The organism is Pantoea alhagi (genome assembly GCF_002101395.1).
In the GTDB taxonomy this organism is placed as follows: domain Bacteria; phylum Pseudomonadota; class Gammaproteobacteria; order Enterobacterales; family Enterobacteriaceae; genus Mixta; species Mixta alhagi.
Map to the genome: position 1 here is coordinate 957737 of NZ_CP019706.1, position 18455 is coordinate 976191.

11 protein-coding genes are annotated in these 18455 nt (G+C 52.2%); 5 read left to right on the forward strand and 6 right to left on the reverse strand.

The features are described from left to right. Nucleotides 1–21: 21 nt before the first annotated feature. Nucleotides 22–1143 carry a type III secretion system gatekeeper subunit SctW gene (gene sctW, locus B1H58_RS04450; RefSeq protein WP_085068179.1) on the reverse strand — a complete coding sequence of 374 codons (1122 nt, stop codon included), beginning with the start codon at nt 1141–1143 and terminating at the stop codon, nt 22–24. 286 nt (nt 1144–1429) lie between these two features. On the opposite strand from sctW, the gene B1H58_RS04455 reads away from it, so the two are divergent. From B1H58_RS04455 to B1H58_RS04470, 4 genes are all read left to right on the forward strand, one after another. After that, nucleotides 1430–1969, forward strand: a complete 540-nt coding sequence (locus tag B1H58_RS04455) for an RNA polymerase sigma factor (RefSeq protein WP_085068180.1) — start codon at nt 1430–1432, stop codon at nt 1967–1969. An 87-nt stretch (nt 1970–2056) separates the two neighbouring features. Continuing rightward, entirely contained in the window at nt 2057–3568 is a 1512-nt protein-coding gene (locus B1H58_RS04460; protein WP_237172449.1) for a PAS domain-containing sensor histidine kinase, read from the forward strand. Nucleotides 3569–3575: 7 nt separating this feature from the next. After that, nucleotides 3576–4217 (forward strand): response regulator, encoded by a 642-nt coding sequence (locus B1H58_RS04465; protein WP_085068181.1) that lies wholly within the window; start codon nt 3576–3578, stop codon nt 4215–4217. Nucleotides 4218–4394: 177 nt separating this feature from the next. Further along, nucleotides 4395–7934: an AAA domain-containing protein gene (locus B1H58_RS04470; protein ID WP_167373282.1), complete on the forward strand. Its 3540-nt coding sequence runs from the start codon at nt 4395–4397 to the stop codon at nt 7932–7934. Nucleotides 7935–8021: 87 nt separating this feature from the next. Here B1H58_RS04470 and B1H58_RS04475 read toward each other — a convergent pair whose 3' ends face one another. The 5 genes from B1H58_RS04475 to B1H58_RS04495 all read right to left on the reverse strand — a co-directional run bounded on the left by B1H58_RS04475 (nt 8022) and on the right by B1H58_RS04495 (nt 16304). Further along, entirely contained in the window at nt 8022–8852 is an 831-nt protein-coding gene (locus B1H58_RS04475; RefSeq protein WP_085068183.1) for a hypothetical protein, read from the reverse strand. Then, nucleotides 8849–10456: a hypothetical protein gene (locus B1H58_RS04480; RefSeq protein WP_085068184.1), complete on the reverse strand. Its 1608-nt coding sequence runs from the start codon at nt 10454–10456 to the stop codon at nt 8849–8851. Before B1H58_RS04480 ends, B1H58_RS04475 begins: the two co-directional genes overlap by 4 nt. Nucleotides 10457–10471: 15 nt before the next feature. Then, nucleotides 10472–11905: an OmpA family protein gene (locus B1H58_RS04485; protein WP_237172450.1), complete on the reverse strand. Its 1434-nt coding sequence runs from the start codon at nt 11903–11905 to the stop codon at nt 10472–10474. 628 nt (nt 11906–12533) lie between these two features. Then, complete coding sequence (locus tag B1H58_RS04490; RefSeq protein WP_085068186.1) at nt 12534–14912, reverse strand: glycoside hydrolase family 3 N-terminal domain-containing protein; 2379 nt, start codon at nt 14910–14912, stop codon at nt 12534–12536. A gap of 3 nt (nt 14913–14915) precedes the next feature. Then, nucleotides 14916–16304: an MFS transporter gene (locus B1H58_RS04495; RefSeq protein ID WP_085068187.1), complete on the reverse strand. Its 1389-nt coding sequence runs from the start codon at nt 16302–16304 to the stop codon at nt 14916–14918. Between the two features lie 763 nt (nt 16305–17067). On the opposite strand from B1H58_RS04495, the gene B1H58_RS04505 reads away from it, so the two are divergent. After that, nucleotides 17068–18291, forward strand: a complete 1224-nt coding sequence (locus tag B1H58_RS04505; RefSeq protein WP_085068189.1) for an MFS transporter — start codon at nt 17068–17070, stop codon at nt 18289–18291. The last annotated feature ends 164 nt before the right edge of the window (nt 18292–18455 follow it).

The window sequence follows — 18455 nt, forward strand, 5'->3', positions numbered from 1 at the left end:
TACGTCTCTCTGGCTTTGCGCTCAGGGGTTACGCGCCTGTTTACGTTCGTTCTTTAACAGCGCGGCGCTGTGACTTGCCAGCAGCGCCAGCGCGGTTTTTCGCCCATCTTTGACTTTCCATAACGCCAGCGGCAGGCTGCGCACCAGCGGCAGTATCGCGTTAAAGAACATCGACAGCTGGCGGGCGCTGGGGTGTGCCACCACATCTTCGCCTAACTGCTGGAGATCTTGCTGCCAGGCGCCGTGGTGGCTGAGATGCAGCAGGCGGCGCGTCAGATCCACCGCGCTGACGCTATGCAGCGTCATTTTTCCCGCCATGCGCTCCAGCAGCTTCTGGCTCTCTTCCAGCGTATGACTCACCTGGCGCGCTTCCGCGAGGCCGGTCTGGATATGGCGCAGCGCGCCGGTGCTGATGGAAGAAGCCAGCGCGGCGATATCGTCTGCCAGCGCCCGCTGTAAAGTGCGCAGGCCAGAGACAAACTGCTGTGGTTCGGTATGCGCCAGCAGCAGATCGACCATCGCAATTGCCGACTGCTGATGGACAATGCTGTCGTAATAGAGGTTGCGCAGCGTCTGGCGCTGTTGCGGATGCACGGTAAATTCCGCAAAGGCGGCGGCGGTGTTCAGACCGGCGCGCAGGCGTTCGCCGTGCCGGGTTTGCAGCGTCTGTAAATGGTTATTGATGGTGTGACAAAGCTCGTCATCGCCCTGCTCACGCGCTTCACGCTCCATCACGCGCAGCAGCAGATCACAGCGAGCCGGATCGTTATCCAGCTGCGCCAGCAGCTCATCGGTATCTGCTGGCGGCTTGCGTTTCAGCGCATCGCGCAGCTGGCCGAGGTGGGTTTCCCGCCGCGCCCGATCGTCGGAATCGAGCATGGCGTAAAGCTTATGCAGTTCAACCTTGCCTGCGTTTTGTCGGTGACGCAGGTGCTGCTGCTGCACACGGCGCTGTTCGGCTTTTTTCTGGCTTTCGGCACGCTCGGAGAACATCAGCCCCACTTCTTCTTTCATATCGTTGGCACTGACGGCAGCCGATTGTTCAGCGACCCGGCTGGCATTTTTCTCTGTGCCGCCGTCGGCGGCTTTCATCAGGGCTTTAAAAGGGTGCGGCATTAGCGGCAGCGTTGGGGTCTTCAGCATCGCCCGTTCCTCATCAGGTTGACCCCGGTTATGTGGCGCTTTTGCGGTTCGGGTTCCCTGAATTCACAAATAAAAAAATTTTATCGCTTTGAAATAATTAACCTGTGAAATTTGTGTAAAAAATGGCACAGCGAATAAAATGCTTTTTGCCAGTTTTTTCTCAGAAATATCCTGGTAAATTAAACGGCGAATAATAAAAACAAGCTGTTAGTTGTTTTATTTCTCCTGGCACAGCGCTTGCTATAGCCAATCGGCACTCACACCCGATTCCTCTGGAGAAAATAAAATGATCGACATTAATACCGACCAGCCAATAACTGTCTCTGCCGTTGCTATCGACTGGACGGACGTTTTTAAAAAAAATAATAAGAAATTACTGAATTTCATTCGCAAGCGTGTGGCGAATCATGAGGATGTGGAAGATATTGCGCAGATGACCTGCCTGGAGGTACTGCGTAACGGCCATAAATTTATCGGCGCTTCACGCCCGGAAACCTGGATGTTTGGTATCGCGATTAATCTGATTCGTAATTATTATAAATCCCAGCAGGGTCGCTTTTTATTTGATACGCTGAATGATGATATTCTTACCGATATGCATTATGACTGCGATCCGAGCGATATCACGGAAAATGAACGGGTTTTAGGCGCAACCCTGGCCTCAATCGAAACCCTGCCGGACGATCTGAAAACCATGCTATCAATTTTAGTCGGGCATGACGGCAGCTATCAGGATGTGGCGCAGCAGCTTAATATTCCGGTGGGCACCGTTCGTTCACGACTTTCCCGCGCCAGGGAAACGTTAAAAAATCGTGTTTATGCCTGAGATTATTCTGACATTACGCGAATAAGATAAATCCGGCGGGAAAGTTTATTCTGTTGACTCGGCGCTGAAATTTCAGAGGGCTGATAAATGATGCCAGAAAATGGAGATGCGTTATTGCAGAATTATTCTCATTACCTTAATCCTACGCTGACGCCGCCCGATAGTCTTTCTTCTATCGCGCTGGATCGCATTCATGATGCGATTTATTTAGTGGATCGTAACCTGCGGATAAAATATGTTAACGAGAAGGCGTGCAAATTAATGGGCTATTCCCCGCATGCCTTAATGCAGCTTAGTTTCGCCGTTATCGATCATGAATTGCAGGATGATGATGTTACCGCGTTATGGTGGAAACTCACCATGCGCCCGGAAGGGATCACCTTTACCTCACAGCACGCGCCCAGCCGGGGAGAACTGATCTCCGTTCAGGTGAGCTCCAGCCACTATCTGCACGGCGGCGAAACGCATGCGCTGTGCGTGGTGCGCGACGTGCGCGAGGTAAAACAGAAAGAGGCGGTTCAGCAGCTGCGCGAGAAACAGTTCCGCGCGCTGGTAGAAAACTCGCCGGATATGATCGCCCGTTTCGATCTGGCGCTGCGCTGTGTATATGTTAACCCGCCGGTGCTGAAGTGGTTTGAAGGGCGCGAACAGGAGATCTATCACCGACAGCTGACCGAAGCGGTGCCGCACAATGAGACCGGCATGGCGCTGCTGCGTCTGGTGTCGCAAAGCATGGCGAGCGGCAACGAAGCGGAAGGCGAGCTGACGCTTACCCAGGGCAGCCGCCGACGCATTCTGCACGTACGCAGCGTGCCGGAGTTCAATCTGCACGGCGAGTTAGAGAGCGTGCTGACCGTCGGACGTGATATCACCGCTATCCGCCTGGCGGAAGAGGAACTGCGTGAAGCGCATCAGCAGCTGCGTCTGCTGGCACGCAATCAGGAAACCCAGCGCGAGGCGGAGCGCAAGCATCTGGCCCATGAGATTCATGATGAGCTGGGGCAGCATTTAACCTCGCTGCGCGTTGGTCTGTCGCTGATCCGTATGCAGTCGCCAGAGGCGGGCGAAGCGCTGCATCAGCAGGTGGAGAACTTGATGCAACTGGTGGACAGTACTATTCAGGTGGTGCGCGACGTCTCTACCCGCCTGCGCCCAAATATGCTGAATCTGGGTCTGGTGCCGGCGCTGGAGTGGCTGCGCGACGAGTTTAACAAGCACAATACCACCCGCTGCATTTTTATCCCGCCGCAGGGAAAAGCGCTGCGCCTGAGCGACGAATGCGTTACCGCCGCCTTTCGCGTGGTGCAGGAGTCGCTGACCAATGTGCAACGTCATGCCAAAGCCAGCAGCGTGTATATCTTTGTGAAACAGGATGGCGATAAGCTGCGGATCGATGTGGTGGATAACGGCAAAGGCTTTGATATGCAGAATGTGCGTCCTAACGCCTGGGGGTTGCCGGGCATGGTGGAGCGGGCCGCGATGCTGAACGGCGAAGTGCGCATTGACAGCCGTCCCGGCGAAGGCACCCGCGTACAGCTGAGCTTTCCGCATCGTCCGCGCAGCCTTTCCCGCGCCCTGTTTAACAAGATTGATAAGTGAGCACCTCATGACGCAAGCAATACGCCTGATGATTGCTGACGATCACGCTATTATGCGTGAGGGACTGAAGCAAATTTTTCTGCTGGATGACGGCATTGATGTCGTCGGAGAAGCGGCTGACGGCGGTCAGGTGCTGGAGCGCCTGCGCGAAGGCGGCATCGATCTGCTGCTGCTGGATATTTCCATGCCCGGCATCAGCGGCGAAGATCTCATTAACCGCATTACCCTGCAATATCCAGCGCTGCGTATTCTGGTGCTGAGCATGTATAACGAACCGCAGATTGCCCGTCGGGTGCTGTACTGCGGCGCGTTGGGCTATATCACCAAGGATAAAAACCCGGAGGCGCTGTTGAGCGCGATTCGGCAGGTAGCACGCGGCGCGCGCTATATCGATCATGAGCTGGCGCAGGAGATTATTTTCTCTCAGTATCAGAGCGGCGACCGGCCACCGCATGAGAACCTGACGATGCGCGAGCGTCAGATCATGATCATGCTGGCGCATGGCGAATCGATCAATGCCATTGCCGATGCGCTGGTGATCAGCAATAAAACCGTCAGTACCTATAAGTCACGCCTGATGAAGAAAATGAAGTTCACTACCAACGCCGATATTGTGAAATATGCGATTAGCCATCATCTGGTGCAGTAGCGCGGGGCATAGATATCAACGAGCGTACGCGCCCACCATGCTACTGATAGCTGGTGGTATACCCGTTGCAAAGAGAAAGCACCTTGCCAGCGACGGGCTAAAACTTTAGCGTTATGATAAGCGAAACTGATTAAAGACCTGCCAGGGTCAGAAAAGCATAAGGCAAGGATGAAAAGTATGAGTGCAGCACAAGCCGGGCAATGGCTACGCTACTGGCGCAATTCACTGGCAGACGCTGAAAGCGGCAGTGGCGCAATGACCCATAAGGCGCTGAGCGAATACCAAAAAGTACCGGCAGAAATAATCGGGCAAGGTTGCCTGGACAAAGAAAGTGATGCCCTGAACCTGCTGTTTAAAGACGTTCCTGATGAGACAAAATTTATCAAGCTTACGCTGCGCCCTGCGGCTTATCGGGTTAAGCAGGAACATGAGCACAGCAAAAGTAGTTCTTCGGGTTTCCCTGAGACAATAACGCCAGTCATCTGCCCAGTCTGGCTTAGCCGGGAGGGACATCTTCTGCCTGCTGGCAAGCCACAAATCCCGCGCGATCTTCTCTCTCCTCAGTATGACGATAAGTTTACTTTGGCCTCCGTTCAGGATCTTGACCGTTTTCTGGATCAGCAAACGATACAAATTTATAGCGAGCAGGAAGCCAGTGCGCTCTTCAGCAAGCAACCCGACTTCGATAAAGCAACGTCTCCCTGGAGTCTTTATATTGCTTCGGCCCGTGAGCTGTTCAAGCTCTGCGACAGAGAACGGCTTAAAGCGCGCTATACCAACCAGAACGGTGGCTATCTTAAAAAGATCGAGGATGCTATCAGCGGAAGCTACCAGATTTTAAAACTTTACGACTGGCTGGCTGAGTGCAAAGAGTCGCTGCCGCTGGCGGAAAGCTACGCGCTTGAAAACAACACGCAACATTTTCCTTGCGCCAATGCGCTGACGCAGCTGGTGACCCGCGCAGGGCATTCCAATTCACGTTTTCCTCTTGCCGCTGCCCAGCGCGATGCGTTGGCCCAGGTTATGACCATGCAGCCCGGCGAGATCCTGGCCGTTAACGGCCCACCCGGCACGGGTAAAACTACCTTTGTCCTCTCTGTTGTTGCCTCGCTATGGGTAGAAGCCGCATGGAAAGAAACCCAACCGCCATTGATTATCGCCGCCTCAACTAATAATCAGGCCGTAACCAATATTATCGAGGCCTTTGGCAAAGACTTTGAAGAGAATAATGATCCCTTAAGTGGCCGTTGGCTGCCAGAAATGAAAAGCTACGGGGGATATTTCCCTGCCCCCAGCCTGGAAGGCGAAGCAGCAAAGCATTATCACACGCCCTCCTTTTATAAGCTGCTGGAAAATGAAGACTACGTAGACCGCGCGGAAAGTGCCTTTTTGACCCGTGCGCAAGCGGTTTTGCAAGGCACGGACCTGACAACGGTAAAACAAGTTAAGCAAAAGATTTGGAAGGAAATTAATGCCTGCTATCAATTGATGGCCGAGCTTGAAGTGAGCTGGAAAAATTTTGATAAGCTGCAACTCAAGCGTCAGCAGATGGAGCCTGAAAAGAGGCGAACCGCTTTACAAGCTGAGCTATTAACTCTTAAGCAAGATCTTATCGGCGTTGAAGATAGCCTTACTGGCTGGCTGAAATTCTGTGCAGATGAATCCCTGCTGTTGAGCTTACTGGACGTCGTCCCTGCCGTAGCGAACAAACGCAGGGCTAAGCGTAAGCAATTTATCAAAAATAACTTTTCCTCTCTGGCCTGTACGCTGGCTGACGATTGCTCCGCTGAAAGGCTGGAAGCCAGACTGGAAGATTGGCTTAAAAAGCAACGGAAGAATATTGAATATCTGGAGCAACAGCTGGGTCAAATAGCGACTTTACAGAAGCAGTATCAGCTGGCAGAAGAGGAATGGCTACAGCTAAGCGCGCCTTTTAGAAATAAGAAAACAGCAACGGCTTCCTGGGATGAAATTGACCGCTCGCTGGATGTTTCTTTACGCTTTCGCCTGTTTCAACTGGCGGTACATTATTGGGAGGCGCGCTGGCTCCTGGACTATCAAGAGCACGACCGCGAGATGCTGATTAGAAACCGCAACGGCAATGATGCGCAGGGTCTGAAGGCGGTGCGTGCCCGCTGGGCGCGTCGCATGTGTCTGACGCCCTGTATTGTTTCAACGCTTTATTCTCTGCCTGGGTATATGACCTATAAGGTATTTGAGAGCGAAGGCGTTTTTAATAATGAATATCTGATCAATGAGATCGATCTGCTGATCATTGATGAAGCGGGACAGGTGGCGCCTGACGTTGCTGCTGCCTCTTTTGCGTTGGCCAGGCGTGCGCTGGTGATCGGTGATGTGCATCAAATTCAGCCCGTTAGCAGCCAGTCGCCGGTGATTGATATCGGCAATCTGATGCAGCATCAGCTATTAGCTAATGCCGCTGACTACAATGAGCTTTGCCAACAAGGACGTTCCGTTGTTGAAGGTTCAGTAATGCAGATTGCTCAGCAAGCCAGCCGTTATCACTATCTGCCGGAAGCAGAAGCAGGCATGTTTTTGAGAGAGCATCGACGCTGTTATGACGAACTCATCTCCTTCTGTAATGAGCTGTGCTATCACGGCTTGCTGGAGCCTAAACGTGGAAGCATCGATGCCGCAGAAAAGCGGCCGCCTTTTCCGGCGTTAGGCTATTTGCATATAGACGGTCTGGCCGAATCTCCTCCTGCCGGCAGTCGCATTAACCGTCTTGAAGCCAATACCATTGCCGACTGGCTGGCAGATAAGCGCGCTGAACTGGAAGCGTTTTACGGCGCTAAGCTGGAAAATATTGTCGGAGTTGTCACGCCGTTTAAAGCGCAGGAGCGACTCATCGCTGAAGCCTGTAAAAGCCGTGGTATTGATGTCGGACGCACCGAGGGGAAAATGACTGTTGGAACAGTGCATGCACTTCAAGGGGCTGAACGCAAAATCGTTCTTTTCTCTGCGGTTTATTCACGCCATAGTAATGGCAGATTTATCGATAAAGACAGTTCAATGTTAAATGTCGCCGTTTCACGCGCCAAAGATAGCTTTCTTGTTTTCGGCGATATGGAGGCTATTGATGCCTCTCCGCGCGGAACGCCCCGACATTTACTTGGCGAATATTTAGCCCGACGCACCGACAGTGAGCTAATTTTTTCCGTCGGCGCACGTCCTGACTTGTTATTAAGCTGCCGCGAACCGCGGGTGATTAATAATGCGGAAGCGCATGATGCATGCTTGACCGAAATCCTACAGTTGGCGCAGCAACGGGTAGTCATTGTCTCGCCCTGGGTCTCGCTTTTCAGGCTCAGGGAAAGTGGGATATTGAGCGCCATGCAACAGGCCGTGGCGCGCGACATTAGCGTCGAACTTTACACGGACTATCGCTTTAATACGTTCATAAACAATCGTTTTGATGAAGAGAAAAATACCCAGTTTAGCGCTTGCTGTATGGAGCTGACAGCACATGGCATCGCCGTGCGCGTAGTTAACAAAGTGCATAGTAAGCTGCTGATGGCGGATAATAATTTTATCTGTATCGGTTCTTATAACTGGGCTAGCGCACAGCGTCAGGGAGAGTATAAAAATTTCGAAACATCAGTGTTGTATAGCGGCGAGCTGAAAGATGAAATTCATATTCAACTGGCTTCTTTACAGGAGCGTATTCGCAGCGATTTTTCTACTGAAACAACTTAGGGAAATAAACCACGGGCTGTAGCGGTTTACTAAAGCAACTGGTAACACCTTCCGAAGCGGGAGGCGTTACCAGAGAGGATAAAGCGCTTACTTAATCTCTACCGTTAACTCCGGCGCACCGAAGCTAATCAGCTCAGCGTGCGATGCTTCAAAATAGCGCTGCCAGAATGTTTCAAGCTGCTGCATTATTTTGCCGGAGCGGTAGTTATTTTTAGCGGCGGTATCGATAAGCCCAGCTCCCGCCACGTAAACTTTCGCCCCATTAAAATCAGCGATCAGGTTCTGTTCCGTCACTTTCGCCATCTCTTTTTCAGCAGCGATCGCGCGGATACGGTTATTGCTGTAAAAACTGACGAAGTCGCTGTTCTCCAGCATATCCGATACCAACAACACCGATTTATCGTGGGCTGGATCGCTTTTCAAATCTTCAGCAATGCGTTTCAGGCTGCCAAAAATTTCACTTTTGGCCACGTTATCACTGTCGGCGGCAAAGCTGGCGGCCATTAGCTTACCGATCCCCTGACTGAAATACTGTTTCTGCTGCAGCAAACAGGCATCGAGTTTTTTCAGGCTCTCCATGCCCATGTTGTTACGCGCCTTCTGATCGGTAAATAGCGCTTCCAGCTTGCCGTCATAGACCCGCTTCAGATAGTTATCCTGAAGCAGCGCAGAGAACTGATACAGCACGACGCGATCGCCCGGTTGCACGTAGCGGAGTACGTGCTGCCAGACTGACTCTTTCAGGGACAAAGGCACCTTAACGGTTTGATCGATGATGATGACCAGTTCACGCCCGCTGCCATTAGGACGTACGGCATCCTGCTTCAGAAAGTGATAACAGCTGGGAATATCATTTCGCTCGGCCGCCTGCGTTACGCACGTCATCCCCAGCAACATTAGCGCAAGCCAGCTTCTCATGCTTCCCCCTTCGCCCTTGTCCGGTTAAGCAATTGTTGAACGCGCTGGCGTTTCATTAAGGTTTCCAGAGCGAACCCCTGATCTTCGGCAATCAGTGCCAGTTCTTCTTCGTCTAATCCGGTTAACTCTCCCAGCGCCTCAAGACGCTCTTTTTCATTCTGCCGGGCGCCGTGCTGAACCGAGGGTTCTGGCAACAGTGTCGGCGCGGCGGGCACCGGCTCTGGCATCTGCGCAGTTACCATAGGCGTTGGTTGAACAACCGGCGCAGGGGCGGCACTGGGTTGCGCCTGGTTGCTATCCTTGATGCTGCTTTCATTTAATGCGCGCTCGGCACGGGCCTTGCCAAGGATTTTCCCACTGATGTAGTCATCAAAGGTCAGCAGTTCATTAAGCTGTTGGCTCTGGCTACTGGTGCGCTTCATTAACATACGGTTCTGTAACGCGCTCAGCTTCTCCTGCGCATCACGCTCGACGCGCTCGCGGCGCGCGCTGTGCCAGGCAGTAAATTCTTCCGAACCACTGAAATTACCGACATATTTCGCCGCCATTTTCGATTCAATACCGGCAAAAGAACGATAGATGCCGATAAGAATACCAATCAGCTGTACCCCGACAAAAATCACGGAAAGGATGATAAACGTCAGCTTAGAGGCAAATACACGGTTATGGTTGATCTCTTCTGCAGCCTGGCTGTCAGCTTTAGCATTATCCGCCACGGCCGCATCAGGCAGTTCGAAAGGCGAACTTTGCGTATCGCTCATCTGGCTAAAGGGCGAGCCATTCACCGTCTGCGTATCGATGGCATCTATAGTGGCCGCACGAACAAAATAGGCGCCGACCGCAAAGAAAATAATCAGCGCCAGCGCAATAACCGTCGCCCAGTATTGCGGCTTGGCCTCAACGTTGGTGTTAACGCGATTACGCATCTGGATGTAATTGGGCTGATCATCATCAACGTCACTGGTTTCGAGCGAGACATTATTAGCTTTAGCTAACCCTTTCGCATTGCCATCATGACGCGCATCGTTATACCAGTAGCGGATCTTTTTCAGCAGCGTATTTTTATGCAGTTCTGCCCCCATTAAATGGGTGGCCGGCACCAGCACCACACCGATTAAGACAGAGATAACAATCGCGGAAAACTCAGCCTGATTAGCAGAAATGTTATTTGCGATAAAGGGCGACAGCACCAGCGCAAAAATAAACGCCTCAAGCAATACTAACGCCACGCTACAGAACCACAACAGCGGACCGGTCGGCTTGCGCCCGCGCTCATCTACCTTGTTCAGGTAATTCACGCATTGATGATAGAAGTTAGCGCTGTGATTAAAAGACTCATAATAGCGCCAGTACTTAGCGCAAAGCATTTTCTCGGCGGGATACCAGGCTTTGCCATCCGACTCTGTGCGGCGGGGCTCATTGCTGCGTGAAAGACGGGCAATAAGACCGATTACAGGAAAACCACTGAAGAAATTAAGGAAGAAATAGCTGACCTGATTCCACCAGCGAATAAAAACGACAATTAAGATCACCAGGGCCAGTAGCGGCCAAAAAATATAGCGATAGAGGGAGATCGCCTCGGCGATAGTCTGGAAAAGTTCCATTCTTTGTTTCCTTGATTAGCTACGGGTCGGGCTGTAATTCGCCACCCAGGCATTGCTGTGACTGGTATAAAAAAGCTGGCCCTGCTGCGCTTTAGTGGCATTTTTCGGCACCAGCAGATCGATACAGGAGAGAGGCTGCTGTTTTTCGGATGGCAGATAAACCCGATAAAGAATGCTGTCTTCGCCTTCCCATGCGTTAGCGACAGCGCTTATCGGCGCATCAGCCTTACGGTTGCCGCTGCTTTGGTAGTTGCGAGTAATATACACATTCGGGTTCGCCACCACGGCGGCATTATCTTTCAGCACTTTTACCGGCGAAAGCGTGACCAGATGGTTATTAACCAGCCCAGCCCATGCTCGGCCATTCATTCCGTTGAAATATTCCCGCGTCTGATGATCGTCGAGCGCTTTTCCATTGGCCAGATTTTTCGCCGCGCCAGCTACGCGTGCGTTATCAGTCAGGCAGCTTCCCGTTACGCCGCTGGCGTTGGCCTGCGAAATCAGCGAAAACCCGCTGCTGCGCGGCTTAAGATTCGCCGCCAAAGGAAGCGTGGAGGCGCTGACTGCCTGGCCGCCAAAATCTACCCAGTTTTTATTATTTTCCGACACGGTTGATACGGTTGCTGTCTCCTGGCTCTGCGCTACCGGCGTGCTGTCCGGCGCTTTTTTAGGGCTGCGGATCCCTACAGAACGGCGTTTTGTGGGCGCTGGCACGGAGGCGCTTTTAGCCTGCTGCGAAGCGGCGGGCTGGGTGCCATAGCGTAAATAGGCCAGGTTGTTGCCTTCCTGCTCTACGCGCTGACGAAGCAAGGTTTCATTTGCCAGACCAACGATCTCTACCCTACGGTTCGCCGCTCGTCCGTCGTAAGTGGTGTTATCGGCTAAAGGACGAGACGAGCCCGCGCCCTGAAAATAAAGCTTCTGCGGATTGAGGCCAGCCTGCTGCAGAATGCGACCGACATTTTGCGCCCGCTGCTCTGACAGCTTTTGGTTCCAGCTGGCGCTTCCGGTAGCGTCGGTGTGGCCGACAATCAACACTACGCCGTTTTGGTCGCCCTCTTTCATAACGGCAGCGATCTTTCTGACCTGACGCAGTCCGCTGGCGGAAAGCTGAGCGCTGTTAGTATCAAACATGCCGCTGTCTTCAACCTGGGCCACCAGCCCTACGGTTTCTGTACCGCTTTTCTGCTTCGCCTGCAGCGGCTGGCTTCTAATCGCGATATGTTCTTCTGCCGCGATTTGGGCCAATGCTTTCTCGCGACTTTGCCAGACGTTACCAGCCATACAGCCGGCGATACCGCCGATTAATCCGCCGGCTACAGCTTTAGTGGCATCCTTAGTAACGAGATAAGTTATCCCCCCGCCTAATGCCGCCCCGCCAATACAGCCGATGGCCGTGCCATAATTTTCGCCAGCCTGATGCAGACTGGCGCAGCTTGAAGTCAACATAACAACAGCTGTTAGCGACCCCACTTTCCTGAGATGACGGCGTTTCACGTTCTCTTCTTAGTCCTTGTCCATGCCTGAAAATAAAAAATGTTTAATTAAGGGCGTGCCAATATGTTTTTATATAACTCGTAAATTTCCTGGCGAATATCGTTCTCTTCGCTGCGCAGGGTGACGCAGGGCTATAACTAACCCACCGGCTAAATAAAGCAGATCGCAATTATTTTTAAGCACTTAAAACAAATTATCAGCAGATTATTATTATTTTTTTGGCTTACATAACAGGAAATGCGGCCAGATAACGGAAAGAGCCAGTAGAAACCATCCTGCATATTCAGCCGGTTAACTGCAGAAAACCTTATGGGTTTTAAAGCGCGCCTATTATTATCGGGCACCTAAAAATTGTCCAGAATTTATGTCTGTTTGTTAAAAAGACGTTGCCAAAAGATATTGTTGGCGGTTTGCTTATGACTGAAAAATTTACCCGTATCAGCGGCGTTATCATCGATAGAATGATAAAAAGGCCGCATTTGCGACCTCGTTAACATTATGACGTGCTCTAACGCCGCTGGGGTGCCATTGACCTGTTGGTTATCCAACAACCGCAGCGAAAGCGCATCCGTATTTGGCGCTACAGGCTACGCCCGATTTCGCAGTGGCTCAGCATCCGCCAGTTCGACGGCAGTTCGCGCAGCGCGCCGGTGACCTGCACCGTGCCGCGTTGACGAATATCCGCGCTGGAGGCGCCCACCTGAATCTCAAACTCGCCCGGTTCCACCACGCGCTCCCCTTCCCGACTGGTAAAGTTGAGCATATCCACCGGCAGGAAAAAGGTCAGGCGTGCCGTTTCGCCCGGCGCCAGCCTGACGCGCTGAAACGCCTTAAGCTCCTGTACCGGCCTGACCATTGAGGCGACCTTATCGCGCACATACAGCTGCACCACCTCGCTGCCTGCGCGCTGACCGCTGTTGGTAATATCAAGCGCGACCTCGATTTCGCCGTCAATAGCGACCTCATCACGTCTGAAGCTGAGCGGGCCGTAGCTGAAGGTTGTCCAGCTTTTACCGTAGCCGAAAGGATAACGTGCGCCAAAATGGAAGGCGAACGGCGTGCCGCCGCTTTTGAGCTTGTGGTTATAGTAATAGGGCATCGCACCGGCGCTTTTCGGCACCGACAGCACCAGCCGTCCTTCCGGCTCGGCACGCCCGGTGAGCACGTCGGCCAGCGCCGGTCCGCCCTCCTGCCCCGGCGCCCAGGCCATCAGTAAGGCCGCGACACGTTCCTCCAGCCCGCCGAGGTTATAAGGTCGGCCCCCGGTCATTACCACCACCACCGGCTTACCGGTTGCCACCAGCGCCTCCAGCAGCTGTTGCTGCACGCCCGGCAGCGACAGGCTTTCCGCATCCGAGCCTTCCCCTACCGTGCCGCTCTGGAACAGTCCGGCCAGATCGCCCACGCAGGCAATAATCACCTCGCTCTGTTCCGCCACCGTTACCGCCTGCGGGATTAACGACAGGTCCTGCGATACCGGCGATTGCTGCATTGGCTTTCCGGCGCTGTCGCCGGGGAAAACCGGCGCGCCCGCCATCCGCTGTTCAATGATATGGCAGCCACGGGCATAGCTGACGCGATCTTCACCCAGCGCAGCGCGCAGCGCCTGTAGCGGCGTCACGACTTGCGACGCCTGGTCGAGCATATCGCTGATAATCAGATGCACCGGAAAGCTGTAGCCGCTCAGCAGCGCCAGCGGATCGTTTGCCGTCGGCCCGATCACCGCCACGCGCTGCGCTGGCTTCAGCGGCAGGACGCCGTTATTTTCCAGCAGAGTGATGGAACGCGTCGCCACTTCGCGCGCCAGCCGTCGCGCCTCTGCGCTTTGCAGATTGATGCGGCTTTCATCGGCGTAGGGCTGCTCAAACAGCCCCAGGCGAAACTTCTCGGTTAGCAGGCGGCCCACAATTTCATCCACTTTATGCATACTAATCAGGCCGCGTTCCACCGCTTGCGCCAGGTGCTGTGCGCAGTCATCTTTCGGCAATTCGATATCCAGCCCGGCGTTAAAGGCCAGCGCCGCCGATTCTGCCGCATCGTGCGTAACGCCATGGTGCTGATGCAGCAGACTGACGCCGCCGTAATCGGCCACGATGATACCGTCGAAGCCCCAGCGTTCACGCAGCAGCGTGGTCAGCAGAAAGGCATCGCTGTGAGAAGGCTGATTATCAATATCATGATAGGCAGGCATCACGGAACCGGCATTAGCCAGCTTAACGGCCATCTCAAACGGCAGCAGGAAGGTGTCATTCAGTTCGCAAAATCCGAGATGTACCGGCGCATGGTTGCGCCCGCCTTCGCTAAAAGAGTGGCCGACATAATGCTTCAGCGTCGCCAACAGATCGCGCTGTTTCCCCTGTAGTCCTTTAACAAAATGGGTGGCCATCACGCCAACCAGCCAGGGATCTTCGCCGAAAGTCTCTTCGGTGCGCCCCCAGCGCACATCGCGCGAAACATCCAGCACCGGGGCCAGCCCCTGCCGACAGCCGGTGGATCGCGCCTCTTCGCCGATCGCCGCCGCTACCTGCCCGACCAGTTGCGGATCCCAGGCAGAGGCGTAATTCAGCGGCGAAGGAAACAGCGTCGCACCTTTGCACAGCAGGCCAACCAGGCACTCTTCATGAAACAGCGCCGGAATGCCCAGTCGCGTCTCCTCCACCAGCGTTTTCTGCAGGCGGTTGGTCGCCCTGACGCCGTCCTGCGCCTCAACCACATGGGTGCCCAGTGGCCGGGTGATCTGCCCGATGCCACGCTGCAGCCGCGCATTAAGATCGCTCAACTGGCCCGCGCCGGAGAAGCTATCACTAAGATCGCTGCGTTCACGATGCGCGCCGTCGGGTGAAAGGATCAGCCAGAAGGCGTGCATCTGAGCGAATTTCTCTTCCGGCGTCATGCGCGCCAGCAGGTCGGCGACGCGTTCGGCAACGGGGCGCTGTGGATCCTGATAAATAGCGGTCATAGATTACTCCTGAATTGCGGAAACCAGAGGGGGAAGCTCTTCACGCTGCTGACGCTTACGCGCCAGCTCGCTGGCGATCCCGGCTACTCTGCGGCTGTTAAGCTTGTAGATGCACAGCAGCAACGCCATCGCCAGGAATAACGCCGAAGGGATAAGGGTGAACAGGGCGTTGATAGTGGTCAGCACGCCCGTTGACTGCTGCGGCTGGTTGGGCAGATAGTCCACCAACGCGAGGATCCAGCCCACCAGCGCTCCGCCCAGCGCCAGGCCAAATTTGATGGCGAACAGCGCGGTGGAAAATACCAGCCCATCCAGCCGTCGCCCGCTGCGCTGCTCTTCGTAATCCACCACGTCGGAAAACATGGTCCACTGCAGCGGCGTGGTCAGGTTCTGCAGGAAGCTGAATACGATGTTGATGCCGAATATCCACCAGAGCGCGGTTGGCGGTAGAAAGAAGATCAGCGAACCGAGGATAACAAAGCTGATAATGGTCCACTGATAGGCGCGCACCCGATCGAATTTGCCCAGCAGCCGTTCGGATAACAGGGCACCCAGCAGCGCGGCGGCCATACCGGAAACAATAAAGGCGAATACCAGTTCCGGGCGCAACAGCAGATATTTTACGTAATACATGGTCGCGGAACCGCGCGTGACCACCGCCGTCAGCAGCAGGATATTGAAGAAGAAGATAATGCGCCACTGGCTGTTGCGCGCCAGGGTTTTCAAATCGCTGAGCATGGAGCTGTTATTGTCGGCAGCGGAATAGTAGCGTTCGCGGGTCATGGCGAAGCAACAGAAAAACAGCACCACGCCCAGCAAGCCCATCAGGCTCATGGCATAAAAATAGCCCTTTTGCGCGTTACCCTCGCCCAGCCAGTTAACCAGCGGCAACGCAATTACCGTCACGATTAAGCCGCCAATAAATGAGAGACCAAAGCGCCAGGATTGCAGCGAGTGACGTTCACGCGGATCAAGCGTCAGCGCGCCCGGCATGGCGCAGTAAGGCACGTTAATCGCGGAATAGACCAGACTCAGCAAAGTGTAGGTGAAGCAGGCGTAAAGGATTTTCGCCGTCGGCCCGGCATCCGGCACGTAGAAGGTGATCAGGCAGCAGACGCCGAACGGCACCGCAAACCACAGCAGCCAGGGACGAAAGCGCCCGTGGCGCGTTCGGGTACGATCCACCAGCGCGCCGATGCAGGGATCGACAAAGGCATCCAGCGCGCGTACCAGCAAAAACATGGTGCCCATAATCGCCGCTGGCAAGCCATAGACATCGGTATAGAAATAAGCGAGGAACAGCGTCGCCGTTTGCCAGACCAGCGCGCTGGCCATATCGCCAAGTCCATAGCCAATTTTCTCTTTTTTACCCAGCACGGAACAGGTCGTCATTGTTACTCCCCTTTTACCCGCCATCTGCATTTAATGGAAAACGCCTTTTTGCTGCCTGTTAATGTTGTAAAAGGGCGGCGGAATAACAATTGCAAAAATTAACGGTGAATTTATGTTTTTACGTTTTTTTGAATAAGTGTGATGGACAGCAAATAAGCGCCCGCCTGGGTCAGGTACGCGCAGCCCCTGTCCGATGGCTATCCCAGGAGAGCGATCAGCTGATAGTGGTCATCTCGATGCTGGCGAATATTTATCATCGGGACGAGAGCTATTAAAATCCTGTAGAAGGATGCTCTAAATCTTTTGCCATGTTTTGCGTCTTCAGATATAACAGAACCGCTGCCGGCAACCGTTGTTTTAGTTCAGTATATAGACCGGCCTGTTCGGCGCTCCGGTTACGGGAAAAGTTAATTTGAACAAAAGATCATATGCTGTTTAGATAAAAGGCCTCGATAATGAGGATAACCATTATGATAATGAAAAATCAGAAACAGACCTACCCCCCTATTTCAATGCTTAAATAAATCATAGCTGATGCAGCCATGAAGTATAAAAAAGCTTGCCAGCTCGTTCAACCGCTTATTGAAAATAAATACTGGGGATTAATCTTCCCTTCCAACGGCGCGACAAACGCTATTATTGCCAATATGATAGCTCTGGAGGTAATGAAATTCTTTATCGCCCGAAAAAGATGCAACGTCATTAACAGATGTTTAAATTTTAATTTTCCAGTGCTGGAAACCATAATGGGGTATAGTATAAAATGAAACCAAACTCCAACCTGAATTTTTTTTGGGTTTATTATTCAGCCATGTCATTACTGAATAGTGATGTTAAAAGAGGGGTTTTTATTATCTATATCCTTAGCATCGGCATAAATAATACGGAGACAGGATTTTTACAAACTTCATTATTTATTGCTATGATGATAGGAGAGCTACCCTCTGGTTTTTTAGCTGATAAGTATGGCCGAAAACTGGCTCTTATTTGCAGTTTTATTTTTATGATACTGTATGGTTTAGGATATTTATTATTCAGTACCTTTACGCCTTTTTTGGTTATGTTTATTCTTAACGGTCTGGCTTTTAGCCTTCAATCAGGCTCCGATCAGGCGTTACTCTATGATTATTTAAAAGCAAATAGATCTGAAAAGAGTTTTATAAAGATAAACTCTCGTGAAAAAGCAATAAGTGCGCTTGCTATTTCTGCCTCTATGGCCTTAGGTGGTTGGTTAAAAGATGAGACCTCCTGGCAGTTTTTATTTCTGGTGTTTATTTTTACAAAAGTTGTTGGGCTACTGCTTACATGCTTTCTCACTGAGGCTAAACCGAGCGAAATTCCTTTAGATAAACGTGACAATATTTCTCTCACAGAAAAAAATTCTGTTCGGCATTTTTTCCTGTCGAAAAAAGGCCTAAGCCTTCTGCCTCTGTTTTTGGGCTTTGCAATCTATGAGGCGGTGCTAACCCCCACTTATATTTATGGGCAAGCTTTACTTAATACAGCTGAATTTTCGCTTTCTGTTATCGGCTTCGCCTATGCTGCCATTGAATTAACGAATGCGGTACTCTATAATTTTTCGGATTTCATTTCTAAAAAAATCAAGTTTACCCACCTGGTAATTATCACCTGGTTGATCCTATCAGCCTCAATATTCTTATTACCTGTATCAGGTGATTTTATGATATTTGTGTTTTATTCAACACTTTGCCTACCCTCATTTGTCGATATGATATATATGGATTATGTTAATAATCATTATCCCTCACTCATACGCGCCTCTTGTATTTCTGTAAATAGCTTTCTTAGTTCTGCTTTGATTAGCTTATCGTATGTAACATACGGTTTCTTTATTGAAAAGGAGGGTATCAGCTTAACTTTCCAATGTTCATCAATATTAGTTCTGGCTGCTTTACCTTTGGCTTTATACGGCCTTTTTCAGCTGAATTCAGACGGCAACCAACAAGAAAAACCGACGTTATTATAATAGCGCGAGATGCAGATCATTGCCTGCCACTAATTAATCTACATCCTTGCCGTTGCTGGTGATTACCTTCTTATACCACCAGAACGACTTCTTGCGCGTGCGCGCAGGACGATGGCGCGTCGTATAGGGTCAAACGCAAAGCTACCTCGCACAAGATCGCATTG

Excerpts from the sequence above, each read along its gene's own strand:
- sctW (WP_085068179.1), bottom strand. The coding sequence starts at position 1,143 with ATGCTGAAGACCCCAACGCTGCCGCTAATGCCGCACCCTTTTAAAGCC.
- B1H58_RS04455 (WP_085068180.1), top strand. The coding sequence starts at position 1,430 with ATGATCGACATTAATACCGACCAGCCAATAACTGTCTCTGCCGTTGCT.
- B1H58_RS04460 (WP_237172449.1), top strand. The coding sequence starts at position 2,057 with ATGATGCCAGAAAATGGAGATGCGTTATTGCAGAATTATTCTCATTAC.
- B1H58_RS04465 (WP_085068181.1), top strand. The coding sequence starts at position 3,576 with ATGACGCAAGCAATACGCCTGATGATTGCTGACGATCACGCTATTATG.
- B1H58_RS04470 (WP_167373282.1), top strand. The coding sequence starts at position 4,395 with ATGAGTGCAGCACAAGCCGGGCAATGGCTACGCTACTGGCGCAATTCA.
- B1H58_RS04475 (WP_085068183.1), bottom strand. The coding sequence starts at position 8,852 with ATGAGAAGCTGGCTTGCGCTAATGTTGCTGGGGATGACGTGCGTAACG.
- B1H58_RS04480 (WP_085068184.1), bottom strand. The coding sequence starts at position 10,456 with ATGGAACTTTTCCAGACTATCGCCGAGGCGATCTCCCTCTATCGCTAT.
- B1H58_RS04485 (WP_237172450.1), bottom strand. The coding sequence starts at position 11,905 with ATGTTGACTTCAAGCTGCGCCAGTCTGCATCAGGCTGGCGAAAATTAT.
- B1H58_RS04490 (WP_085068186.1), bottom strand. The coding sequence starts at position 14,912 with ATGACCGCTATTTATCAGGATCCACAGCGCCCCGTTGCCGAACGCGTC.
- B1H58_RS04495 (WP_085068187.1), bottom strand. The coding sequence starts at position 16,304 with ATGACGACCTGTTCCGTGCTGGGTAAAAAAGAGAAAATTGGCTATGGA.
- B1H58_RS04505 (WP_085068189.1), top strand. The coding sequence starts at position 17,068 with ATGAAACCAAACTCCAACCTGAATTTTTTTTGGGTTTATTATTCAGCC.